Source organism: Streptomyces sp. (assembly GCF_035563135.1).
Taxonomy (GTDB): domain Bacteria; phylum Actinomycetota; class Actinomycetes; order Streptomycetales; family Streptomycetaceae; genus Streptomyces.
In genome coordinates this window covers 1-23,749 of the sequence record NZ_DATMVN010000182.1, presented here as the reverse complement: position 1 = coordinate 23,749, position 23,749 = coordinate 1, and the positions used below count along the sequence as shown (strand labels likewise).

General features: G+C 71.7%; 20 protein-coding genes, 1 tRNA gene and 2 pseudogenes. 4 read left to right on the top strand and 19 right to left on the bottom strand.

What is annotated here, in order from left to right; all coding sequences use genetic code 11:
• From VN520_RS07945 to VN520_RS07870, 16 genes and pseudogenes are all read right to left on the bottom strand, one after another.
• Window positions 1–195 (bottom strand): annotated as a pseudogene (locus VN520_RS07945) (undecaprenyl/decaprenyl-phosphate alpha-N-acetylglucosaminyl 1-phosphate transferase); the annotation flags it as partial.
• Window positions 196–289: 94 nt separating this feature from the next.
• Window positions 290–1,579, bottom strand: coding sequence for a serine hydroxymethyltransferase (gene glyA, locus VN520_RS07940; protein WP_325746143.1), 1,290 nt, complete (start codon window positions 1,577–1,579; stop codon window positions 290–292).
• 140 nt (window positions 1,580–1,719) lie between these two features.
• Entirely contained in the window at window positions 1,720–2,361 is a 642-nt protein-coding gene (locus VN520_RS07935; protein ID WP_325746142.1) for a protein-tyrosine-phosphatase, read from the bottom strand.
• The gene (locus VN520_RS07930) at window positions 2,358–3,005 is read right to left on the bottom strand and encodes an L-threonylcarbamoyladenylate synthase (protein ID WP_325746141.1); all 648 of its coding nucleotides are present in this window, start codon (window positions 3,003–3,005) and stop codon (window positions 2,358–2,360) included. The genes VN520_RS07935 and VN520_RS07930 overlap by 4 nt, the downstream gene beginning before the upstream one ends.
• Window positions 3,006–3,072: 67 nt before the next feature.
• Window positions 3,073–3,918 carry a peptide chain release factor N(5)-glutamine methyltransferase gene (gene prmC, locus VN520_RS07925; RefSeq protein ID WP_325746140.1) on the bottom strand — a complete coding sequence of 282 codons (846 nt, stop codon included), beginning with the start codon at window positions 3,916–3,918 and terminating at the stop codon, window positions 3,073–3,075.
• A 49-nt stretch (window positions 3,919–3,967) separates the two neighbouring features.
• Window positions 3,968–5,044 (bottom strand): peptide chain release factor 1, encoded by a 1,077-nt coding sequence (gene prfA / locus VN520_RS07920; RefSeq protein WP_325746139.1) that lies wholly within the window; start codon window positions 5,042–5,044, stop codon window positions 3,968–3,970.
• A gap of 155 nt (window positions 5,045–5,199) precedes the next feature.
• Window positions 5,200–5,424, bottom strand: a complete 225-nt coding sequence (rpmE, locus tag VN520_RS07915; protein ID WP_099174467.1) for a 50S ribosomal protein L31 — start codon at window positions 5,422–5,424, stop codon at window positions 5,200–5,202.
• Between the two features lie 177 nt (window positions 5,425–5,601).
• Window positions 5,602–6,705: an LCP family protein gene (locus VN520_RS07910; RefSeq protein ID WP_325746138.1), complete on the bottom strand. Its 1,104-nt coding sequence runs from the start codon at window positions 6,703–6,705 to the stop codon at window positions 5,602–5,604.
• A gap of 376 nt (window positions 6,706–7,081) precedes the next feature.
• A complete protein-coding gene (locus tag VN520_RS07905) occupies window positions 7,082–8,842 on the bottom strand; it encodes a trypsin-like serine protease (protein WP_325746137.1) in 1,761 nt (586 codons plus the stop codon).
• Window positions 8,843–9,077: 235 nt separating this feature from the next.
• Entirely contained in the window at window positions 9,078–11,162 is a 2,085-nt protein-coding gene (gene rho / locus VN520_RS07900; protein WP_325746136.1) for a transcription termination factor Rho, read from the bottom strand.
• Window positions 11,163–11,550: 388 nt separating this feature from the next.
• Complete coding sequence (thrB, locus tag VN520_RS07895) at window positions 11,551–12,468, bottom strand: homoserine kinase (protein ID WP_325746135.1); 918 nt, start codon at window positions 12,466–12,468, stop codon at window positions 11,551–11,553.
• A gap of 264 nt (window positions 12,469–12,732) precedes the next feature.
• Window positions 12,733–13,803, bottom strand: a complete 1,071-nt coding sequence (gene thrC / locus VN520_RS07890) for a threonine synthase (protein ID WP_325746134.1) — start codon at window positions 13,801–13,803, stop codon at window positions 12,733–12,735.
• A 6-nt stretch (window positions 13,804–13,809) separates the two neighbouring features.
• Window positions 13,810–15,120 (bottom strand): homoserine dehydrogenase, encoded by a 1,311-nt coding sequence (locus VN520_RS07885; RefSeq protein WP_325746133.1) that lies wholly within the window; start codon window positions 15,118–15,120, stop codon window positions 13,810–13,812.
• 95 nt (window positions 15,121–15,215) lie between these two features.
• Window positions 15,216–16,607 (bottom strand): diaminopimelate decarboxylase, encoded by a 1,392-nt coding sequence (gene lysA, locus VN520_RS07880; protein WP_325746132.1) that lies wholly within the window; start codon window positions 16,605–16,607, stop codon window positions 15,216–15,218.
• Window positions 16,608–16,631: 24 nt separating this feature from the next.
• Entirely contained in the window at window positions 16,632–17,696 is a 1,065-nt protein-coding gene (gene nrtL / locus VN520_RS07875) for an ArgS-related anticodon-binding protein NrtL (RefSeq protein ID WP_325746131.1), read from the bottom strand.
• Between the two features lie 67 nt (window positions 17,697–17,763).
• A complete protein-coding gene (locus VN520_RS07870; RefSeq protein ID WP_325746130.1) occupies window positions 17,764–18,174 on the bottom strand; it encodes a response regulator in 411 nt (136 codons plus the stop codon).
• Window positions 18,175–18,359: 185 nt separating this feature from the next.
• On the opposite strand from VN520_RS07870, the gene VN520_RS07865 reads away from it, so the two are divergent.
• The 3 genes from VN520_RS07865 to VN520_RS07855 all read left to right on the top strand — a co-directional run bounded on the left by VN520_RS07865 (window position 18,360) and on the right by VN520_RS07855 (window position 19,572).
• Window positions 18,360–18,431: transfer RNA gene (locus VN520_RS07865), tRNA-Arg, on the top strand.
• Window positions 18,432–18,898: 467 nt separating this feature from the next.
• Window positions 18,899–19,162 (top strand): CopG family transcriptional regulator, encoded by a 264-nt coding sequence (locus VN520_RS07860; RefSeq protein ID WP_325746129.1) that lies wholly within the window; start codon window positions 18,899–18,901, stop codon window positions 19,160–19,162.
• Window positions 19,159–19,572: a type II toxin-antitoxin system VapC family toxin gene (locus VN520_RS07855; RefSeq protein WP_325746128.1), complete on the top strand. Its 414-nt coding sequence runs from the start codon at window positions 19,159–19,161 to the stop codon at window positions 19,570–19,572. Before VN520_RS07860 ends, VN520_RS07855 begins: the two co-directional genes overlap by 4 nt.
• Before the next feature lie 152 nt (window positions 19,573–19,724).
• Here the strand turns inward: VN520_RS07855 and VN520_RS07850 are convergent, their stop codons facing one another.
• The 3 genes from VN520_RS07850 to VN520_RS07840 form a co-directional block, all read right to left on the bottom strand.
• Window positions 19,725–20,411, bottom strand: coding sequence for a formylglycine-generating enzyme family protein (locus VN520_RS07850; protein WP_325746127.1), 687 nt, complete (start codon window positions 20,409–20,411; stop codon window positions 19,725–19,727).
• Between the two features lie 114 nt (window positions 20,412–20,525).
• Window positions 20,526–21,485: a D-2-hydroxyacid dehydrogenase family protein gene (locus VN520_RS07845; protein ID WP_325746126.1), complete on the bottom strand. Its 960-nt coding sequence runs from the start codon at window positions 21,483–21,485 to the stop codon at window positions 20,526–20,528.
• Between the two features lie 130 nt (window positions 21,486–21,615).
• Window positions 21,616–22,755, bottom strand: coding sequence for an NERD domain-containing protein (locus VN520_RS07840; protein WP_325746125.1), 1,140 nt, complete (start codon window positions 22,753–22,755; stop codon window positions 21,616–21,618).
• 572 nt (window positions 22,756–23,327) lie between these two features.
• Here VN520_RS07840 and VN520_RS07835 point away from each other — a divergent pair.
• Window positions 23,328–23,749 (top strand): annotated as a pseudogene (locus VN520_RS07835) (PBS lyase); the annotation flags it as partial.

Below are 23,749 nucleotides of genomic sequence, written 5' to 3'. Positions count from 1 at the left end.
GAGCCCCGCGCACAGTCCGCCGAACATGGCGATGCCACCGAGCCGAGGTGTCGGTTCCCGGTGCACGTCACGCGCACGGATCGCGGGCATCGCCCCGATCGCGATGGCGAACTTCCGCACCGGTCCGGTCAGCAGATAGGTAACTGCGGCCGTGACACAGAGCGTCAGCAGGTAATCACGCACGGGCTGCCCCACAGAATTCGCCGGCCATCTCAGCCCCACACCCTAGTCTCCTGAGCAAGGACACCGAGCCACCGGTGTTCGGTTGCACATACGTGCTCCACATCGCCTACCCGGGATACGGCGGATTGCGCTCCGCCAGTGCGCGCACCTCGGCGCGCAGCACGGCCGGGTCGCGTTCCTCCCGCACGGCCGCGCCGAACAGGGCGGCGATCCGCGCCATGTCGTCCTCGTCCATGCCCTGGGTGGTGACCGCCGCGGTGCCGAGCCTGATCCCCCGCGCGTCCCCGTACGGCAGGGCACATGTGTCCAGGACCATCCCGGCCGCCATGAGCCGCTCGCGGGCGGTGCGGCCGTCGACGCCCAGCGGCCCGGGGTCCGCGACGACGATGTGGGTGTCCGTGCCCCCCGTGGTGATCTCGAAGCCCTCGCCCTCCAGGGCGGCGGCGAGGACGCGGGCACGGTCGACCACCCGGTGGGCGTAGACCGCGTAGGCCGGGGTCGCCGCCTCCCCGAACGCGACGGCCTTCGCCGCGACGGTGTGCATCTGGGCACCGCCCTGGGTGAAGGGGAACACGGCGCGGTCGATCCGTTCGGAGAGCTCCACGCCGCACAGGATCATGCCGCCGCGCGGCCCGCGCAGCACCTTGTGCGTCGTCGCGCACACCACGTCCGCGTACGGCACGGGGCTGGGCGCCGCTCCCCCGGCGATCAGTCCCATGGGGTGGGCGGCGTCCGCGATCAGATAGGCGCCGGCCTCGTCGGCGATGTCCCGGAACTGCTCGTAGTCGAGGTGCCGGGGGTACGAGATCGACCCGCAGACGATCGCCTTCGGGCGCCGCGCCCTGGCCAGGGCGCGTACCTGTGCGTAGTCGACGAGTCCGCTGTCGGGGTCGACGCCGTAACCGGCGAACTCGAACCAGCGGCCGGAGAAGTTCCCCGGAGCACCGTGGGTGAGATGCCCGCCGTACGGAAGTCCCATGGCCAGCACCGTGTCGCCGGGGCGCAGCAGTGCGGCGTAGGCCGCGAGGACGGCCGACGAGCCGGAGTGCGGCTGGACGTTGGCGTGCTCGGCGCCGAACAGCGACATGGCCCGCCGGACGGCGACGCGCTCCGCGGCGTCGGCCTGTTCGCAGCCGCCGTGGTGGCGGGCTCCGGGATAGCCCTCGGCGTACTTGTTGGCGAGCGGTGAGCCGAGGGCGGCGAGGACCGCGGGCGAGGTGAAGTTCTCCGCGGCGATGAGCTGGAGGGTGCTCGACTGCCGCCCGGCCTCGGCCAGCAGGATGCCGCCGATCTCCGGGTCCTGGCGGGCCAGGGCACCGAAGTCCTGCGGCACGGCGGTGGCGGACGGGGGGTGCGGTGGCGCGGCCGCGCGGGCGGCTGGAGTGGTGACCGGCATCGAGGGCTCCGGGCCTGGAGGAGGGGGGTCGCGGTGGCGACAGATCCAATGTAGGCCCGCCCCGGCCCGCCTGCCCGCTGCCGGGCGCCCCTCTACGCCGGTCGGCGCACCCGGGCGCGGGCGCATGAGCCGTCAACGGCTCAGTGCGGGGCGCGCACTCCGGTCAGTGCCGTCATGACGGGATCGAGCGCCTGGCTGATCTCGTCACCGATCGAACGGAAGAACGTGATCGGGGCACCGTACGGGTCGTAGACCTCGTCCGCCTCGGCGGTGGGGGCCAGCAGCCAGCCGCGCAGGGCCGCCGCCGCGCGCACCAGCGCACGGGCGCGCTCGACGACGCCTTCCTCCCGGGTGTCGGGCAGGGTGGCGGGGTCTATGGCCCTCACCAGCCGGGTGAACTCCTTGAGCGTGAAGGTCCGCAGTCCCGCCGAGTGGCCCATGGAGATCACCTGGGCACGGTGGTCGCGGGTGGCCGTGAGCACCAGGTCGGCGCGGATCACGTGCTCGTCGAGGAGCTCGCGGCCCACGAAACCGGTGGCGTCGGCGCCGAAGTCGGCGAGGACGACCTCGGCGTTGGCCTCCATGGGTGCGCCCTCGTGCCCCCAGGTGCCCGCGCTCTCCACGATGAGGCCGCCGCTGAGAGGGTCCCCGAGGCGGTCCATGAGGGCATGGCGGGTCAGCCGCTCGGTGATGGGCGAGCGGCAGACGTTGCCGGTGCTGACGTGGAGGATGCGGAAGGTGTCGTGCCGGCCCGCTATGCCACGCCCCTCAGGGGCGGTCAATTGGCCACCTCGAGGTCGGGTACCACCTTGCGGAGTTCCTCGACCGAGAGTGCGCCCGCCCGCAGGAGCACCGGGACCTTGCCGGTGACGTCGACGATCGAGGACGGGACGATCCCGGGGGTGGGGCCGCCGTCGAGGTAGACGGAGACGCTGTCGCCGAGCATCTCCTGGGCCGCGTCGCAGTCCTCGGGCGAGGGGTGTCCGGTGAGGTTGGCGCTGGAGACGGCCATCGGGCCGACCTCCGTGAGCAGCTCGATGGCGACCGGGTGCAGGGGCATCCGGACGGCGACGGTGCCGCGGGTGTCGCCGAGGTCCCACTGCAGCGACGGCTGGTGCTTGGCGACGAGCGTGAGGGCGCCGGGCCAGAACGCGTCGACGAGCTCCCAGGCCTGCTCGGAGAAGTCGGTGACCAGGCCGTGCAGGGTGTTCGGGGAGCCGATCAGGACGGGGGTCGGCATGTTGCGGCCGCGGCCCTTGGCGTCGAGCAGATCGGCGACGCCCTCCGTGCTGAAGGCGTCCGCACCGATCCCGTACACGGTGTCGGTGGGCAGCACGACCAGTTCGCCGCGGCGGACGGCGGACGCGGCCTCACGCAGGCCGGTCGTACGGTCGGTCGCGTCGTTGCAGTCGTATCGCCGTGCCATCAGCCGGTCTCCTCGGACATGTACGGAATTGTCGGGCAGGGTGCGTGCGGTGCCGGTGTTCCGGTGGTCACGGCATGGCCTTGCGGGCCGTCGCGAACCGGGGCCGGTTGTTCAGGTCGGGGTGGTCGGCCGCGTCGGCCCAGCCCCGCTCCTCGGTGAAGATCCACGGCACCTGGCCGCCCTGTGTGTCGGCGTGCTCGATGACGACGAGCCCGCCGGGGCGGAGCAGACGGTGCGCGGTGCGTTCGATGCCGCGGATGGTGTCGAGGCCGTCCTCGCCGGAGAAGAGCGCCATCTGCGGATCGTGGTCGCGGGCCTCCGGCGCCACGTACTCCCACTCGGTGAGCGGGATGTAGGGCGGGTTGGAGATCACCAGGTCGACCTGGCCGTCGAGCTCGGGAAGGGCGCTCAGGGCGTCGCCGCGGTGGACCGTGACCCTGGACCCCTCGGCGTTCTTCCGGGTCCACCTCAGGGCGTCCTCGGACAGTTCCACGGCGTGTACGCGTGAGCGCGGCACCTCCTGCGCCATGGCGAGCGCGATCGCGCCCGATCCGGTGCAGAGGTCGACGATCAGCGGTTCGACGACGTCCATCGCGCGGACCGCGTCTATCGCCCAGCCGACGACCGACTCGGTCTCCGGACGGGGTACGAAGACACCGGGGCCGACCTGGAGCTCCAGGTAGCGGAAGAAGGCGCGGCCGGTGATGTGCTGGAGCGGCTCACGGGCCTCCCGGCGGGCGATCGTCTCCCAGTAGCGGGCGTCGAAGTCGGCGTCCGCCACACGGTGCAGTTCGCCCCGCTTGACGCCGTGCACGAACGCGGCGAGTTCCTCGGCGTCGAATCGCGGTGAGGGGACACCGGCGTCGGCCAGCCGCTGGGTGGCCTGGGCCACCTCGGCGAGCAGCAGGTTCATCGCGGTTCTCCGTACGGGTTCACGAGCGGGGCTGGGCGGATCGTACGCCTTATGCGGCGGCGAGCTTGGCGGCGGAGTCGGCGTCCACGCAGGCCTGGATGACGGCGTCGAGGTCTCCGTCGAGCACCTGGTCCAGGTTGTACGCCTTGAAGCCGACGCGGTGGTCCGAGATGCGGTTCTCCGGGAAGTTGTACGTCCGAATCTTCTCGGAGCGGTCCACGTTGCGCACCTGGCTGCGGCGTACGTCGGAGGCTTCCTGCTCGGCCGCCTCCTGGGCGGCGGCCAGCAGCCGGGACCGCAGGATGCGCATGGCCTGCTCCTTGTTCTGGAGCTGGCTCTTCTCGTTCTGGCAGGAGGCGACGACGCCGGTCGGCAGGTGCGTGATGCGCACGGCGGAGTCCGTGGTGTTGACGGACTGGCCGCCGGGGCCGGAGGAGCGGTAGACGTCGATGCGCAGGTCGTTGGCGTGGATCTCGACGTCGACCTCCTCCGCCTCGGGCGTGACGAGCACACCGGCGGCCGAGGTGTGGATGCGGCCCTGCGACTCGGTCGAGGGCACGCGCTGCACGCGGTGCACACCGCCCTCGTACTTCATCCGCGCCCAGACGCCCTGGCCGGGCTCGGTCGCGCCGTTGCCGCCCTTGGTCTTCACCGCGACCTGGACGTCCTTGTAGCCGCCGAGCTCGGACTCGGTGGAGTCGATGATCTCCGTCTTCCAGCCGACGCGCTCGGCGTAGCGCAGGTACATGCGGAGCAGGTCGCCGGCGAAGAGGGCCGACTCGTCGCCGCCCGCGCCCGCCTTGATCTCCAGGAGCACGTCCTTGTCGTCACTGGGGTCGCGCGGGACCAGGAGGAGGCGGAGCCTCTCGGTGATCTCTTCGCGCTGCTTCTCCAGGACCTTGACCTCGGCGGCGAAGTCCGGGTCGTCGGCGGCGAATTCGCGGGCGGTCTCGATGTCGTCGCCGGTCTGCTTCCAGGACCGGTAGGTGGAGACGATCGGGGTCAGCTCCGCGTAGCGCTTGTTGAGCTTGCGCGCGTTGGCCTGGTCGGCGTGGACCGACGGGTCGGCGAGCTTCTTCTCGAGATCGGCCTGTTCGCCGATCAGTTCCTCGACCGCCTCGAACATCTTCGGGCTCCTGGTTTCTGCGTCATACGTCTGCGGGCCTGCTGGACGGTGTGCTGCCGGCGTTGCACCCCCGAGGCGCGCCCGGCCGCACAGCCGGAAAAAACGCCGGTCCCGGCGCCCCGCTGGAGGGCGTCGGGAACCGGCGCAGTGGCTCGCTACTTGCTGGCGGAGCCGGCAGCCTTGCCGAAGCGGGCCTCGAAGCGGGCCACGCGGCCGCCGGTGTCGAGGATCTTCTGCTTGCCCGTGTAGAACGGGTGGCACTCGGAGCAGACGTCGGCGCGGATGGCGCCGCCCTCAAGGGTGCTCCGGGTGGTGAACGAGGCACCGCAGGTGCAGCTGACCTGCGTCTCGACGTACTCGGGGTGAATGTCGCGCTTCAAGGTGTCTCCTAGATTCGGGAGGGCTCCGGGTCGTTCGCGCGGATTGCGCGTCCGTGAACCGGGGCCGACGTACCAGTCTGCCAGGACCGGCCGTATCTCCCAAAACGAGGACCCGGCCGTGTGTATTCCCGCGCGTCCGGGGAACGTACCGCGACCGGACGGTGACGGAAGGTGCCGCTATCGCACCACGTCTCCCGCACCGCCCTTGTCGCCGGCCGACTCCGCCGTGGCGGACGCCGGGATCGGCGCGTCCCGCTTGAGCGCCGCCCACACCTGCTGCCCGGCCTTCTTCTGGGGCAGTACCCGGTTCGGGTCCTCGGGGTCGTACTCCACGGGCAGGGTGACCATGTCCACGTTCTTCGAGCCGAGGCCCTTGAGCCCGTCGGCGAAGCCGGTGAGCTTCTTGACGGAGGCCAGCTCGGAGTCGGTGGTGACGGCCTTGGTCGCGGTGTCGGCGAGACCGAAGAGGGTCTTGGGGTCGGAGAACACCCCGACGCTCTTCACCTGGTCCAGCAGCGCCTTCACGAACGCCTGCTGGAGCTGGATCCGGCCCAGGTCGCTGCCGTCGCCGACGCTGTGGCGCGTGCGGACGAGGCCGAGCGACTGCTCGCCGCTCAGGGTGTGGGTGCCGGGCTCCAGCGCGAGGTGGCTGTCGGGGTCGTCGATCGCCCGCGAGGTGGTGATCCTCACTCCGCCGAGCTCGTCGACGATCTTCTTGAACCCGGTGAAGTCGACCTCGACGTAGTGGTCCATGCGGATGCCCGACATCGACTCGACCGTCTTCACGGCGCAGGCCGGCCCGCCGACCTCGTAGGCGGAGTTGAACATCGTCTCCCGCTCCCCGCCGACCTGCTCCCCGGTCGTGTCGCTCGTGCAGGCGGGACGGTCGACGAGGGTGTCGCGCGGGACCGAGACCACGCTCGCGGACGTGTGTCCCTCGTCGACGTGGACGATCATCGCGGTGTCGGCCCGCGCGGAGCCCTCGTCGGCGCCGTACGCGGAGTTGGCGCCCGACCGGGAGTTCGATCCCAGCACCAGGATGTCCTGCGACCCGTTGTCCACGTCGTCGGGGCGCCCGGCTCCCAGGGCGGCGTCGATGTCGACGCCCTTCAGGTTCCCGTCGAGCGTGAAGTAGGCGTAACCGAGCCCGGATCCCCCGGCCACCACCAGGGCGGCGGCGCCCCCCAGGGCGATCCTCTTCACCCGGCGGGCACGGGAGGGCTTTCTCCGGCGGGTGCCGGTGCCGCGTATCCGTCCGGTGCTCCTGCTCTGCTCGCTCATGGGTTCCCTCGGTCGGCGGTGCTCCCTGGTCCCCCTGCCAGGAGATTCAGTACGTGGCCGGCCGGCACTGCGCCGGAGCCGGAGCAGGGAAAAGGGTTGCACAACCGGAAAGTCGTCGGCCTGAGCCACCCGGCGGGTACGGGCCTGTGCCGCCCTCCCGGTCCAGGTGCGCATCGCGCGTCCCACCTGCGGATTCGCGGGCCACCGTTCTGCCGCGTGCTCCTGCTCGCCCCGGGCTGCCGCTGTGGGCAAGGTCTCCCCCGGGCCGTTCCGCGGCCGGCCGCCGACGGCCGCGGAAGGCGCGTACCCGCCAGAACGGGGACCGGCCCCGGACCGCAGGGGTCCGGGGCCGGCCGTGGGTGTGACGGCGAGCAGATCAGCCGAGCAGGCTGTACGACCCCCAGCCCACACCGAGCTTGATCCTCTCCGCGGTGGCGAAGGGCACCGTCTCGGAGCCCGTGCTCTTGTAGGCCCACAGCGCGCCCGCGGTGTCGCGGACGATGAAGTCGGCGCGGCCGTCACCCGTCACGTCACCGGTGGTGGCGTACGCGGTGAAGTTCCAGCCGCTGCCCACCTTGACCCGTCCGGAGAACGGTGCGGAGGCGGAGCCGGTGCCCTTGTACATCCAGAGCACCGCGCTCCCGTCACGGGCGATCAGGTCCGGCTTGCCGTCCCCGCTGTAGTCACCCTTGCCGTACACCTGGTAGGTGCTCCAGCCGACGCCGATCTGCGCCTTGGCCGCGAACGTGCCGTTGCCCCGGCCCGCCCACATCCACAGCTTGCCCTCCGAGTCGTTCGCCGTCAGGTCCACCAGGCCGTCGCCCGTCACATCGCCCGTGAGGGTGATGTTGCGCAGGCTGCTCCAGCCGGGCCCGATCTTGTGGTCCGTGAACGTCTCGGTAGCGCTGTCGTAACCCCACCAGTACAGCTCGCCGGCCGAGTTGCGGTAGACGTAGTCCTGGTAGTCGTCACGGTTGACGTCGGCCTGGCGGACCAGGTCGATGCCCTGCCAGTCACCCACCGACTGGCGGTCGCCGACCGAGGTGCCCCGCGAGTAGTAGTTGAAGCCCTCACCCGTCGACGCGCGGGCGAAGAGGTCCGCCTTGTCGTCGAAGTTGAGGTTGGCGTCGTCGATGCGCGGGTTCACCTGTCCCGCGTACGTGGCGGTCTTGGCGTACACCCCGTACGCACCCGATTCCACGCAGTCGGTCACGCCCCAGGAGACGACACCGGCGATCCGGCCGTTGACCACGAGGGGGCCGCCCGAGTCACCGTTGCAGGGCGAGACCGTGCCGGTGTCCTGACCGCCGGCCGCCTCGCCGGCGCAGACCATCGCTCCCGGGACGTAGTCGCTGCCGAAGTACCCGGAGCACGCGGAGTCGGCCTGTACCGGCACGGAGGCCTTGAGCAGGACCGGCGAGATGTCGTCGCTGGTGGAGCTGGTGCGGCCCCAGCCGTAGACGGTCGCCGGGGTCCCGGTCCTGTAGCGCGCGGTGTCACCGGACGCCGCGGGCTGCAGCGTCTGGTACGGCAGGGTGGTGCCGAGCGTCAGCACGGCGACGTCCTCGCCGTATCCGGAGGCGTCGTAGCCGGGGTGGACCCACTGCCGCCAGACGCCGGCCGCCGTGCCTCCGTGGAGGTCACCCGCGTCCGGCAGCTGGGTGGTGCCGCCGAGGACGGCTCCGTTCGTCTCCCAGTCGAGCCCGTCCACGCAGTGCGCGGCGGTCAGGACCTTCGCGGGGGCCACCAGCGTGCCACCGCAGAAGTAACCCTCGTCGTCGGCCTCGTCAGCGGTGCCCTTGTCGTCGTAGTAGTGCAGCTGCACCATCCACGGGGCTTCACCGGGCATGGCCGCGGTGCCGCCGATGATCTTCGGGTCGGTGGACGGTCCGGATGCCTCCGGTGCGGGCTCGAAGCCGGTCCCGCCGTCCGCCTTCCCGGCGGGTGCGGCGGATTCACCGCTCAGCAGGTCGGCGGTGGAGCGCTTCACGGTCCTGAGGAGTTCGGCCTGGGAGGCCGTGGAGCGCTGCTGGACGCTCTGCTTCCCTGACGGCTGAGGTGTGTCGGCCTGCGCGGGTACGGCGGCCAGGGCCGCGGTACCCAGAGCGAGCGCGGTGACTGCCGCGGAGAAGGCCATGGAGCCCTTCCGTCTGCCAGATGTCACGCAAGAAATCCCTTCGATCGACACGGCGCAACACGATCACGGCGCCGGGTAGTTGGTGTCGAAGGGAGAGAAACTCCCACTGGAACACATCACAGTGGGCGTATAGAAAATACGTTCCCCCCCACATACAGCCTGCTGATGGTACAACGTAGAACTGCCCTCGTCACCGGTGTGACGAGGGCAGTTCCGTGGGTCTCCTGATACGACGTCAGTCGTTGCTGTTTCCGTTGCCCGGCGTCGTCTTCTGGATCTGGAGCAGGAACTCCGCGTTGGACTGCGTCTTCTTCATGCGGTCCAGCAGCAGCTCGATGGCCTGCTGCTGGTCGAGGGCGTGCAGCACCCGGCGCAGCTTCCAGACGACGGCCAGTTCGTCGGTGCCGAGAAGGATCTCTTCCTTACGGGTGCTGGACGCGTCGACGTCCACCGCCGGGAAGATGCGCTTGTCCGAGAGCTTCCGGTCGAGCTTGAGCTCCATGTTGCCGGTGCCCTTGAACTCCTCGAAGATCACCTCGTCCATGCGCGAGCCGGTCTCGACGAGCGCGGTGGCCAGGATGGTCAGCGAGCCGCCGTCCTCGATGTTGCGCGCGGCGCCGAAGAAGCGCTTCGGCGGGTAGAGCGCGGTCGAGTCGACACCACCGGACAGGATGCGGCCGGAGGCCGGTGCCGCCAGGTTGTAGGCGCGGCCCAGACGGGTGATCGAGTCCAGCAGGACCACCACGTCGTGCCCCAGCTCCACGAGGCGCTTCGCACGCTCGATGGCGAGCTCGGCGACCGTGGTGTGGTCCTCGGCGGGCCGGTCGAAGGTCGAGGAGATGACCTCGCCCTTCACCGACCGCTGCATGTCGGTGACCTCTTCCGGACGCTCGTCCACGAGGACGACCATCAGGTGGCACTCGGGGCTGTTGACCGTGATCGCGTTGGCGATGGCCTGCAGGATCATGGTCTTACCGGTCTTCGGCGGGGCCACGATCAGGCCACGCTGGCCCTTGCCGATCGGTGCGACCAGGTCGATGATCCGGGTGGTCAGGACGTTGGAGTCGGTCTCCAGGCGGAGCCTGTCCTGCGGGTACAGGGGGGTCAGCTTCTGGAACTCGGGACGGCCGCGGCCGCTCTCCGGCGCCATGCCGTTGACGGAGTCGAGACGGACCAGCGCGTTGAACTTCTCACGGCGCTCGCCGTCCTTGGGCTGGCGCACCGCACCGGTGACGTGGTCGCCCTTGCGCAGGCCGTTCTTGCGGACCTGGGCGAGCGAGACGTACACGTCGTTCGGGCCCGGCAGGTAGCCGGAGGTCCGGATGAACGCGTAGTTGTCGAGGATGTCGAGGATGCCCGCGACGGGGATCAGGACGTCGTCGTCGGCCACCTGGACGTCGGTCGCGAAGTCGTCGCGGCCACGACGGCCACGGCGGTCGCGGTAACGGCCCCGGCGGCCGCGCCGGCCGCCCTCGTCGTCGTAGCCGTCGTCCTGCTGGCCGCCGCCCGGCTGACCCTGGCCCTGGCCCTGGCCCTGGCCCTGGCTCTGGCCGCCGCCCTGCTGGCCCTGGCGGCGTCCGCCGCCCTGCTGGCCCTGGTCGTCGCCCTTGCCGCGGCGGTCGCGCTGGCGCTCCCGGCGGTCACCGCGGTCGCCGCGGTCACGGTCCTGGCGGTCGCCGCGACGGCCGTCCTGACGGTCGCCGCGGCGGCCCTCGGCGGTGTCCGCGGCGGACTCGGCCTTCGCGTCGGTCTTCGCCTCGCCGCGCTCGTCGGCACGGTCCTGGCGGCCCTCGGTCCTCGGCTCGGCCTGGGCCTGGTCCTTGGACTCGGCCTTGGGCTCGGCCTTGGTGTCGGGGCTGCCCGCCTGCGCGGTCGCCCGGCGGCGACGGCGCTCGCCCGTGGGCTGGTCGTCGCTGGCCGGCTGCCCCGGGATGTCGATCTGCTGCTGGGCGGCGGCCTGGTCGGCGGCCGGCGCGGCGGCGGTCTCGTCACCGGTGCGTGTCTTGGACGTGGCACGCCGCTTCGGCTTGCTTCCGGCGTCCGTACCGGCGGGGGCGGCGGCCTTGGGGGCGGGCGCGGAGGATGCTCCGGCCTGCGCCTCCTTGATGACCTCGATCAGCTGGCTCTTGCGCATCCGCGCAGTCCCCCTGATGCCGAGGCCGGACGCGACCTGCTGCAGCTCGGCCAGGACCATGCCCTCGAGGCCGGTGCCGGAGCGGCGGCGCCGTGCGGTGGTGCCAGTGGCAGCACCTTCGGCGGGCGCGGAGCTGTCGACGCTCTTGTCGGCAGTCACGCCCATCAGATCGGTGGTGTCGCTCACGAAGGGTCCTTCCCTGGAGCGGACGTCGGCCTTCTGGCTCGGCGACCGGTTGTGCTGTCCGACTGCGGTCTGTTGATCGTGTCGATCGCGGACCTTGCCGGGGCGGTGGTCCGCCGGGTACGGCGGAGAGATGAATGTGCGGGGTTCCGGCGCGAGATCCCCCTGCTCGGCCCACTCCTGGACGAGCAAGAGGGTGTCGTGCCGGTTCCGGAGCGTGCTCGAAAGCTCAGGCAGGCTGCTCAGGCAGTCGGGGAGGCTCCCGGAAGAGTGGTGGTCCCGGAGGGGGACACGAAGCAACGCGCCACGAAGACGTCGATTGCTGACTTGAGGTTAACACTACCGGCTCCAACAAACATTCCCCCTCTCATGCACCGGCAATCACGTGGGACTACGCGGCGAGCGGCAGCACGCTCGCACCCGTGGCGTCGAGGGCGAGCCTGTTCGCGGCCCAGCCCTCGCCCGCCAGCCGGGCGACCTTGTCCGCCGAGCCCTCCTCCGTCAGTGCGAGCACCGTGGGCCCCGCGCCGGAGATGACGGCAGGGACGCCGTCGGCGCGCAGCCGGTTCACCAGCTCCACGCTCTGCGGCATCGCGGGCCCCCGGTACTCCTGGTGGATCCGGTCCTCCGTGGCGGCGAGGAGCAGCTCGGGGCGCCTGGTCAGGGCCTCGACGAGCAGGGCCGCACGGCCGGCGTTGGCCGCGGCGTCCACATGGGGGACGGTGCGCGGCAGCAGGCCGCGGGCGGTCTCGGTGAGCACCGGCGTGGCCGGGACGAAGACCACCGGCACGACGGAGCCGGCGGGGTCCATCCGGATCGCCCTGGCGGATCCGCCGTCCGTCCAGGCGAGGGTGAATCCGCCGAGGAGACAGGCGGCGACGTTGTCGGGGTGCCCCTCGATCTCGGTCGCGAGCTCCAGCAGCGCGGCGTCGTCGAGACGGGCCTCGCCGCCCGTGGTCACGGCGCGGGCGGCGACGATACCGGCACAGATGGCGGCGGACGAGGAACCGAGGCCGCGGCCGTGCGGGATGCGGTTGGCGCAGACGATCTCCAGGCCGCGGGGCTGGCCTCCGAGCAGGTCGAAGGCCGTGCGCAGGGAGCGTACGAGCAGGTGGCTCTCGTCGCGGGGCAGCGTCTCGGCGCCCTCACCCGCGATGTCGATGTGCAGCCCGGAATCGGCGACCCGGACGACGACGTCGTCGTAGAGCCCCAGCGAGAGGCCGAGGGCGTCGAAACCCGGGCCCAGATTGGCGCTGGTTGCGGGGACGCGCACCCGGACGGCGGCGGCTCGGAACGCGGGACCGGCCATCGGTTGGACGACTCTTCCTGTACGGCGGCGGGGATGTGGTGCAGGGTACTTCGACGTGCGCGGGATGCCGTTGTGCGGGGGATCCGGGGCCCGGCAGTCACGACAGCTGCTGCACCGCGGCGGATGCGGCGGAGCGGGTCGGTCACAGCTTATCGAAGGAAGGTTCTGCGGCGACACAGGGCGCACGGGAGGCGCACGATGCGTGTCGCACACCTCCCATGCGCTCTCCGCCCCGGAAGGGCGGCTGAGCTGCGGCAGAGCCGGTTACGCGAGGCCCAGCTTCTCGGCCGCGGCCACCGCGTCGACCGGGACGGTGACCGGCTGCGGGGCTCCCGCGACGGCCCAGTCGGGGTCCTTGAGGCCGTTGCCCGTGACGGTGCAGACGATCTTCTGGCCGGGATCGACCTTGCCCTCCTCGGCGGCCTTGAGCAGACCTGCCACGGACGCCGCCGACGCGGGCTCGACGAAGACGCCCTCCTGGGAGGCCAGCAGACGGTACGCCGAGAGGATCTGACGGTCCGTCACATCGTCGATGAAACCGCCCGACTCGTCCCGCGCGTCCAGGGCGAACTGCCAGGATGCCGGGTTGCCGATGCGGATCGCGGTGGCGATCGTCGCCGGGTCCTTGACGATCTCGCCGCGCACGATCGGCGCGGAACCGGACGCCTGGAAGCCCCACATGCGCGGAGTGTGCGTGGAGACGCCGTCACCCGCGTACTCCTTGTAGCCCTTCCAGTACGCGGTGATGTTGCCCGCGTTGCCCACCGGCAGGACATGGATGTCGGGGGCGTCGCCGAGCGCGTCGACGATCTCGAACGCGGCGGTCTTCTGGCCCTCGATCCGGACCGGGTTGACCGAATTGACCAGCGCCACCGGGTAGTTGTCCGAGAGGCCGCGGGCCAGGGTCAGGCAGTCGTCGAAGTTGCCGTCGACCTGGAGGATCTTCGCGCCGTGGACGAGCGCCTGCCCCATCTTGCCGAGCGCGATCTTGCCCTGCGGCACGAGGACGGCGCAGACCATGCCCGCGCGCACGGCGTACGCGGCGGCGGAGGCGGAGGTGTTGCCGGTGGAGGCGCAGATGACGGCCTGCGCGCCCTCCTCCTTGGCGCGGGTGATCGCCATGGTCATGCCGCGGTCCTTGAACGAACCGGTGGGGTTGGCGCCCTCGACCTTGAGGTGCACCTCGCAGCCCGTGCGCTCGGAGAGGACCTGCGCCGGGACGAGCGGCGTACCGCCCTCACGGAGTGTGACGACCGGCGTCGTGCTCGTGACCGGGAGCCGGTCCCGGTACTCCTCGATGATGCCGCGCCACTGGTGGGTGCCCTTGCTGGTCATGGGTCCTTACTCCCCTTCAACACGCATGATGCTGGCGACACCGCGCACGGTGTCCAGCTTGCGCAGCGCTTCGACGGTCCCGGAGAGGGCGGCGTCGGGCGCGCGGTGGGTGACGACGACGAGGGATGCCTCGCCGCCGGTTTCCTGACTGTCCGGCCGGCTCTGCTGTCGGACCGTATCGATGGATACGCCCTGTTCGGCGAAGACCGTCGCGACCTGGGCTAGTACGCCAGGCTTGTCGGCCACGTCGAGACTGATGTGGTAGCGCGTGACGACATCGCCCATGGGGCTGACCGGCAGACGCGTGTACGCGGACTCACCGGGGCCGGTGGTCTCCCCGACGATGTTGCGGCACACGGCGACCAGGTCGCCGAGCACCGCGGACGCGGTCGGGGCGCCGCCGGCACCGGGACCGTAGAACATCAGCTGCCCGGCGGCCTCCGCCTCGACGAAGACCGCGTTGTACGCCTCACGCACGGAGGCCAGCGGGTGGCTGAGCGGGATCATCGCGGGATGCACGCGGGCGGTGACGGACCTGCCGTCGGCGGCGCGCTCGCAGATGGCGAGGAGCTTGACGGTGCAGCCCATGCGCCGGGCGGAGGCGATGTCGGCGGCGGTGACCTCGGTGATGCCCTCGCGGTGCACCTCCCCGATCTTCACCCGGGTGTGGAAGGCGATACCGGCGAGGATGGCGGCCTTCGCGGCGGCGTCGAAGCCCTCGACGTCGGCGGTGGGATCGGCCTCGGCGTACCCGAGGGCGGTGGCCTCGTCGAGCGCCTCGGAGTATCCGGCGCCGCTCGTGTCCATCCTGTCGAGGATGAAGTTGGTCGTGCCGTTGACGATGCCGAGCACCCGGTTGACCTTGTCCCCCGCGAGGGACTCGCGCAGCGGCCGTACGAGCGGGATGGCGCCGGCCACGGCGGCCTCGTAGTAGAGGTCCCTGCCGTGTTCCTCGGCGGCGGCGTGGAGCGCCGAGCCGTCCTCGGCGAGCAGCGCCTTGTTGGCCGAGACGACGCCCGCGCCGTGCTCGAAGGCGGTCGTGATGAGCGTGCGGGCGGGCTCGATGCCCCCGATGACCTCGACGACGACGTCGATGTCGCCCCTTTGGACCAGGGCGGTCGCATCGGTGGTGATCAGTGCGGGGTCGATGCCCTCCCGCACCTTGGAGGGCCGGCGGACGGCGACACCGGCGAGCTCGACCGGCGCGCCGATGCGCGCGGCGAGGTCGTCGGCGTGCGTCGTCATGATGCGCGCCACCTCTGAGCCGACCACTCCACAGCCCAGCAGCGCCACCTTCAGCGGACGCGTACGCATCATCCGACCTCGTTTCTCATACTTCTGATGTGTGGACCAGTCTCACTCACCGGACGGGGGTTTCTACCAGCCGTCCGGATTTTGAGATGTGAATTTCATCATCCGACATCGAGACGCAGGAGATCTTCCTCCGTCTCGCGCCGGACGATGACCCGCGCCTGTCCGTCGCGCACGGCGACGACGGGCGGACGCAGGGCGTGGTTGTAGTTGCTCGCCATGGAGCGGCAGTACGCGCCGGTGGCGGGCACGGCGATCAGGTCGCCCGGGGCGAGGTCGGCGGGCAGGAACGCGTCCTTGACCACGATGTCACCGCTCTCGCAGTGCTTGCCGACGACGCGTACGAGCATGGGCTCGGCCTCGGAGCTGCGCGAGACGAGCGCGACGCTGTACTCGGCGTCGTACAGCGCGGTGCGGATGTTGTCCGACATCCCGCCGTCGACGCTCACGTACGTCCGCAGGCCTTCGAGGGGCTTGATGGTGCCGACCTCGTACAGCGTGAAGGCGGTGGGGCCGACGATCGCACGGCCGGGCTCGACGGAGATGCGCGGGGTGCGCAGGCCGGCCGACTCGCACTCCCGGGTCACGATGCCGGAGAGCGCCTTGGCGATCTCGTGCGGCTCACGGGGGTCGTCCTCGGAGGTGTACGCGATCCCGAGACCGCCGCCGAGGTCGATCTCGGGGAGCTCGACGCCGTGCTCGTCCCGGACCTCGGCGAGCAGCTGCACGACGCGCCGCGCGGAGACCTCGAAACCGGCCATGTCGAAGATCTGCGAGCCGATGTGCGAGTGGATGCCGATGAGCTCCAGGCCGTCCAGGGTGAGCGCCCTGCGGACCGCCTCGGCCGCCTGGCCGTCCGCCAGCGCGATGCCGAACTTCTGGTCCTCGTGCGCGGTGGCGATGAACTCGTGGGTGTGGGCCTCGACGCCGACCGTGACGCGGATCTGCACGCGCTGGCGGGTGCCGAGCCGCTGGGCGATGTGCGAGACCCGCGCGATCTCCTGGAAGGAGTCGAGCACGATCCGCCCGACTCCCGCCCCGACGGCCCGCTCGATCTCGGCGACCGTCTTGTTGTTGCCGTGGAAGGCGATGCGCTCGGCGGGCATCCCGGCGTCCAGCGCGGTGGCCAACTCGCCGCCGGAGCACACGTCCAGGTTCAGCCCCTCCTCCTGGAGCCAGCGCACCACCGCGCGCGACAGGAAGGCCTTCCCGGCGTAGAACACATCGGCGTCCGGGCCGAAGGCGTCCGCCCAGGCGCGGCAGCGCGCCCGGAAGTCGGACTCGTCCAGGAAATACGCGGGGGTGCCGAACTCCTCGGCCAGGCGGGCGACTTCGATCCCGCCGACGGTGAGCGCACCGTCCGCGTCACGGGTGACGGTCCGGGACCAGACCTTCGCGTCCAGCTCGTTGAGGTCGGTGGCCGGGGCGGTGTAGTGGCCCTCGGGGAGGACGTCGGCGTGACGGGGCCCGGCGGGGTGTGCGGATCGGCTCATCGTTCTGCTCTGCTCTCTCGGTTCTCAGAGGTGTTCGGGCGCGCTGATGCCGAGCAGGGACAGGCCGCCTGCGAGCACCGTCCCGGCGGCTTCGGCAAGGGCCAGCCGGGAGCGGTGGGCGGCCGAGGGTTTCTCGTCGCCGACGGGAAGCGGCGGGCAGGTGTCGTGGAAGTCGAAGAAGGTGTGCGCCACCGTTTCGAGGTGCCGGGCGAGCCGGTCGGGCGCCCGGTGGCGGGCGGCGGCGGCGAGGACGCCGGGGTGGTCGGCGATCGCGGCGTGCAGCACGGGCGCGTCGACGTCCTGCTCGTACGCGCCGGTGAGGCCGAGGAGCGCCCCGCCCCGGGCGAGCGCGCGGGCGCGGGCATGGGCGTACCGGACCAGGAAGAGCGGATTCCCCTCCCCCTGCACGAGGAGTTCGTCACCGGGGGCCGCACGGTCGTGCCCCGCGGGCCTCAGCAGACCCCACCGGGCGGCGTCGGCGCCCAGCCGGCCCAGCAGCTCCCCCGCCGTGGCCCCGGCGGGGACGGGGCGGATCCGCGCGAGCGGGACGGGGGGCCGCCCGTGCGCGTCGACGGTGACACCGAGACGCGCCCAGGCGGGGTCGGGCACCTCCTCGCAGGTGGTGCGCACCAGGGCGCCCTGCGCGCGCAGCAGCTTCCCCACCACGCCGGCCACGACCGCCGCCCGGACCTCGTGCCGGTGGTGGAGCTGGTGGACCTGCCCGGCGCACTCGGCGCCCCATCCGTACCGGAGCCCCTGCTCCAGCGCCTGGCGTACGCGTGCGGAGCGCGCCGCGCCGTCGGAGGCCGCGTCGAGCGTGAAGTTCAGGAAGCCGGCCCCGGTGATCTCGACCCCCCCGATCCCCGGCGCACCGGCGACCCGGTCCCGCAGCAGTGCGGCGACCTCCCGGGCCGGGAGTGCGGCGGGGCCGGCCAGCTGGAGGGCGACGGCGCAGGCGTAGTCACCGCTGCCGCCGGGGCGTGTCCGCTCGACCCGCACACGCTCCGGCACCGGTGCGCGCAGGACGTCCTCGTCGACCGCGCGGCGCACAGCGCGCAGCACGGTCCGGGAGAGATCTGCGGGGGTCACGGGACAAGCGTATGGGAGGAAGGGGGGCACTTCGCCAACCGGTTTCGCCATGCGGGCAGCAGCCGGCTCAGCCGGCCGCCCCCGCGCCGTACCTGTCGTCGAACGCCACGGGGTCCTCGCGGTGTGCGAGCCGTCGCACCATGCGCACCAGGTCGCTCGGCTCGAAGGGCTTCGCCAGGAACGCGTCGACCCCGGCCTCCACCTCGCGGGGCGTGCACGCGCTGATGACGGCGACCGGCAGATGCCAGGTCCGGGGGTCCGCACGCAGCCGGGCCGCGGTCTGTATCCCGTCGAGCCGGGGCATCACGATGTCGAGAGTGATCACATCCGGGTGGACCTCGTGCACCAGGTCCAGGCACTCGACGCCGTCAGCCGCAGTCACGACCTCGAAGCCCTCCAGCTCGAGATTGACCCTGATCAGCTGCCGGATGACCTTGTTGTCGTCGACAACAAGCACGCGACCGTACGCCCCTGACACCCTTCGAGGGTAGGCCGGGCGCAGCGGCCGCGTCCGGGTTTTGCCCACTTCCGTCCCCGGGGAGATGGCCGGCGCCCGCCGGGGAGCGGCCTCGCGCGGGTGCTGACGACGCGGAAATACCTGTTCCCGGACACCCGCTCGGAGCTGGTAGGGTTTCACTCGTCGCCGCCAAGCGCGGCGATGTCGCCCCCGTAGCTCAGGGGATAGAGCATCGGCCTCCGGAGCCGGGTGCGCAGGTTCGAATCCTGCCGGGGGCACTTCGCAGGAAGTGCCGAAAAGACCTTCTGATCAGCGGGAATGCTGAGCAGGGGGTCTTTTTCATGTGCGGGAAACCGGGACGGCACTCCGCCGGGAAGCTGTCCAAGGGCCCGTGACGCAGCTTGTCGAAAAGCTCATTCTCGGCGCGCGGTTCCGGCATTCCTCCACCTCGTCCCCGTCCGCGACAGTAAGCGTCCCGCCGGCCTCTGCGAGCGTGACACGGCGGGCGTCACGGCCGGCAAATCGATCGGCCTGCACGTGCGTGGTTCCAGGACAGCGGGGTGAGGTACTCGAAGCACGCCCGTCCGGATGCGTCGGTCCTGCCACCTGCCCCGCCGGATACGTCACCTGCCTGTGCTCGTCCGCCCGGGCCGACGCGGCCTTCTGCGGACGCGGATGCGACCCTCGAGCCGTGCCCGTACCTGCGACCCATCCTGCACGGAGGACAAAAGGTAGGATGGATAGCATGAGCGAGCCTACCGGCAAGTATTCCATCACCATGCCGCGCGACATCGCCGAAGCCGCCAAGGCCCGCAGCGGCCCCTCGGGGCTGTCCGCGTACGTGGCGGCTGCCGTCGCCCGCCAGATCGAGCGCGACAACCTCAACGAGCTCATCAAGGTCGGCGAGGCCGAACACGGCCCCATCACCGAGGGCGAGATCCAGGCTCTCCGGGACCAACTCCACGAAGCGCGCGAGCAGCAGGCGCGCAGCGGGGCGAACGCGGCGTGACGCCCCCTTCCGCCACCCCGGGCGGCACGCTCGTCCTCGACAGCGAAGGACTGGCCAAGGCCGTGCTCCGCGACCGCACGGTCACCGCCTGGCTGGCCCTCGCCCGCGCCGATGACCTGCGCGTGATCACGTCCACCGTCACCCTCGTGGAAGTGACCCACCCGCGCATCAACCGCCCCGCCCTGGAGTGGACCCTCTCCCGTCTTGTCGTCGAACCGGTCACCGAGTCGATCGCACGGCACGCTTCGGCCCTGCTCGCCGATGCGGGCCTGCACGGTCACAAGCACGCCATCGACGCCATGCTCGCCGCGACCGCCCTCGCCTCACCCGGCCCGGTCACTGTGCTCACGTGCGACCCGGAAGACCTCACCGTGCTGTGCGGAAGCCGAATCACCGCCATCAAGGTCTGACGCCCGACAGCTCCGCTACCCCGGCCCCGGGACGTGGCGGGGCCCGGGAGTCGTATCCAGCTCCCGGGCCCCTGGGGTCGCCACCCGATTGCGCTTGCCGGCGCGTTCAAGAGTGCGGATCAGTCGTCATACCGTCGCGTTCTTCCTTTGAACTACCGCGCCGTGGCGTTGCGGGCCAGCCGGAGGCCCAGGTCGTCGATCGCGAAGGTGGGGTGGCTGCGGCGGCGTACGGTGGCGCCGCAGCCGCGCTCCGACTCGGCCCAGCCGCCGCCGCGGAAGGTGCGGTAGGAGCCGTAGACCTCCTCGTCGTAGAGGTCCCAGCACCACTCCCAGACGTTGCCCAGCATGTCGTACAGCCCCCAGGCGTTCGGGGGCCTGCCGCCGACGTCGTGGGCCCGGCCGCCCGAGTTGCCCTCGTACCAGGCGATGCGGTCGAGTTCGCCGTAGCGGTAGCCGGTGGTGCCCGCCTTGCACGCGTACTGCCACTCCGCCTCCGTGGGCAGACGGTAGCCGTCGGCGGCCCGGTCGCGGATCACCTCGCCGCTCCGTGCGTCGCGCGAGTAGACCGGGGCCAGTCCGGCGCGGGCCGAGAAACGGTTGCACACGTCGACGGCGCCGAGCCAGCTGACGTTCGTCACGGGCAGTGCGTGGGACACGGAGGGATCGGGGGTGATGCCCATGAGGGCCCGGTGCTGTCCGACGGTGACGGGGAGGCGGGCGAGCAGGAAGGGCTCGACGGCCTCCTGCCAGTGCGCCCCGCGGCGGTCGTCGCGGAGGTCGACGGTGCCGGCGGGTATCGGGACCATGCCGGCGGCCGTCCCGTCGTCGAGCGTGCCCACGCGGGGTCCTCCTCTGCCCGGCGGGACGAAGTGCCCCTGCACACAGGTTACTTCGGACGGCGATCGGCCGCCGGTGAACCGGGCCCCGTGAGGGAGCGCGGGAACGGCACCGCCTCAGCCGAGCCGGCGGACCGGCTCGCCGTCGAGGTAGGCGCGGATGTCCTCGACCGCGTCCCCGTAGTACGCCGCGTAGTTGGCCTGCGACACATACCCCAGGTGCGGTGTGGCCAGGAGGCGCGGAGCACTGCGCATCGGGTGGTCCGACGGGAGCGGCTCGACGTCGAACACATCGACGCCCGCCCCCGCTATGGCCCCGCGGTGCAGCACGTCGAGCAGTGCGTCCTGGTCGACGATCGCCGCCCGGGAGGTGTTGACCAGATAGCTGCCGGGCCGCATCAGTCCGAGTTCCTTCGCGCCCAGCAGCCCCCGGGTGCGCTCGCTGAGCACCAGGTGCACGGAGACGAAGTCGCTGGTCTCCAGCAGCTCTTCCATGGACGCGGCGAGGCTCACCCCGCCCTCCTCGGCCCGTTCCGGAGTCAGGTTCCGGCTCCAGGCCACCACGTCCATGCCGAAGGCGCGGCCCACCGCGGCGACCCTGCTGCCGATCTTCCCCAGCCCGAGGATGCCGAGCCTGCGCCCGTGCAGGTCGGCTCCGACGGTGGACTGCCAGCGACCGCCGTTCCGCAGGGCGTTGGCCTCCGTCACGAGCCCGCGCGCCAGGCCGAGCAGCAGCGCCCAGGTGAGCTCGACGGGCGGGGCGGCCGTGCTGGCGGTGCCGCAGACGGTGATCCCGTGGCGTGCGGCGGCGGCGTGGTCGATGGACGTGTTGCGCATCCCGGAGGCGACGATCAGGCGGAGCCTCGGCAGCCGCTCGATCAGCGTCGCGGGGAACGGCACGCGCTCCCGGAGGGTGACGACCAGGTCGAACTCGGCGAGTTGTGCCGCGAGTTCGTCCTCGGTCGCACAGTGCTCGGCAAAGCTGACCACGTCGATGTCGTCGGCGACGGGCGACCAGTCGGCAGCGGTGGCCGCCACGGACTGGTAGTCGTCGAGCACGGCACAGCGGAGTTTCACTGCGGCTTCCCCTTCGGCGGCACGGCGGTGGCGACGGCGGTGGCACGGCGGTGGCGCGACGGCACGTCCGGCGGTGATCCGGCAGCTGCACTGCCGCCGCACCGGGAAATCTACCGGTCATGTCCCGCGCTCACGCGTCCAGCCAGGCCTCCTCGTTCCGTGCGACGTCGTAGACGCGCTCCACCTGGGTGGCGGTGAGCACGCCCGTCAGCGGGGCGAGCGCGGACACCTGGCGCTCCCCGTAGACACGGACGCCGGCCGGGGTGGCGACCACCTCCAGCGCGGTGACACCGGTGAACACCAGCACCGTCCCCACGGGGACGTCGAAGGCGCAGTACGCCTCGAGCGCCGCCCGGGCCCGCCCGGTGCCGGGCCGTCCGCCGAGTTCGTACGGCTGCGGGGTGCCGTCGTCGATCCGCAGGGTGCCGTCGTCGATGCGTACCGATGCGCCGGGACGGTGGTCGGTGTTCACGGCGAACACCCCGCCGGGCCCGATGAGCAGGTGTCCGATCTCCGCCCCGTCCGGCAGGGGCACGGAGTGCAGGACCCGCCAGCCGTGCCGGGCCAGCCGTTTGAGCTCGGCCCCGACCCGGCGCTCCCCCGCGAGGGCGCCGCGCCGCGGGTCCACGTCCTTGTGCCGCCGCAGTGCCCCGGTGGCCACCCGTACGAGCGCCCCCGCTGCTCCTGTCCCGCCGAGCTGTTCACGGAGCCCGGCCCCCGGCCGCCGCGACGCGAGGTCGTTCGCGGGCGTCAGAGCGGGCAGGACATCCGGCCGTCGGCGCCTCTCCGTCCGCTTCTCCGGCTCCGGCTCGGCCTGCTTCTCCGGTTCCGCTTCCGGCTCGGCCTGCTTCTCCGGTGCGGTGACCGGCTGCGGCGGGGTCACCTGTTCCTGCACGGGGACGGGCGACGGTTCCTGCACGGGGACGGGGGCCGGTTCCTCGGACCGGGCCTGCGGCACGGGGGCCTGCACGGGGGCCTCCTCCTGCGCAGCCCTCCGCTTCCGCATCCCCCGCATCGGCGGGATCCTCGGGACCGGCGGTGGGATACGCGGCGTGGGCGGCCCGGCCGGGACCTCCTCCCCGACGAGCGCCGGCAGGTCCGGGACCTGGCGTGCGAGCGCGTCGGCCACGGCGTCGCGATAACGCGGGTGCAGGACCGTGATCGTGCCGCTGTCCCGGTCCGCCCATCCGATCGCGGTCCCGTCCGGCAGGTTCACATAGAGCCGGTCGTGCCCGAAGAGCTGCCATGACGTGACCTTGAGATCCTGCATCGTGCCCCCTCTGTTCACTTCTCCGGCATCCTTGGTTCCCCCCAGCCTGTACGGCGGCCGGGCCCCCGCACAGGGCGCAGAGCGGGCGCGCGGAGTCGGGACCCCGGCGTTCCGGGGCAGTGCGGGCCCGATATGCCCCGCACTGCCCCGGCACCCCGGTCAGGCCAGGGGGAGCCCCGGCGCCGGACAGGCGTCCATCATGGTCCTCACTTCGTCCCTGACCTTGGAAACGGCCGTTTCATCACCTGTACGAGCGGCGTCGGCCACAGGACCGGTCCACCGCACCCCCACCCCCGTGCCGGTGGCGGGGGTGCCCCGGTACGGTGTACGGCCCCGGGCAGGCGTGCCCCCTGCCCGGGACCGGGGAGAAGGGGCCGGGAGGGACTGGGAGGAGCCGGGAGGACAGGACCCGCACAGCGCCTTCACAGCCCTGGACGGGCACGGCGCGGGAAAGGCCGCAAGTGGAGGGTGGATCGTCCTGGCCGTGGTGCACACTCTGCGCAGACGCTGCTTCGCGGGCGCGGTTCTCCACCGCGTTCGGGACGCGGAGGAGGAAACGGGGAGGGTGCGGCGTGTTCACGGGGATCGACGAGGTCGACTGGGCCTCGATGGAGCATGCCTACGGCCCGGCCGACGATGTGCCGGGGCTCCTGTACGGCCTCGCGTCCGCCGATCCGGCGGAGCGGGAGAGCGCGCTCGACGGGATGTACGGAGCGGTGCACCACCAGGGCGATGTGTACGCGTGCACGCTCGCGTGCATCCCCTTCCTCTTCGAGCTGGCCGTGGATCCGGGCATACGGGACCGGGGCGGCATCGTCGAGCTGCTCACCAGCATCGGAGGCATCGATCTGGACGAGGACGACGAGAGCGAACTGGACGAGCTGGACGAGGACGAGATCGAGGGCGTGGCGAACTACGCGATGGCCGCGGCCGCCGTGTCCGCCGGTTCCGCGGTGTTCTTCGAGCTGGTCGCCGACGAGGACCCGGGAGTGCG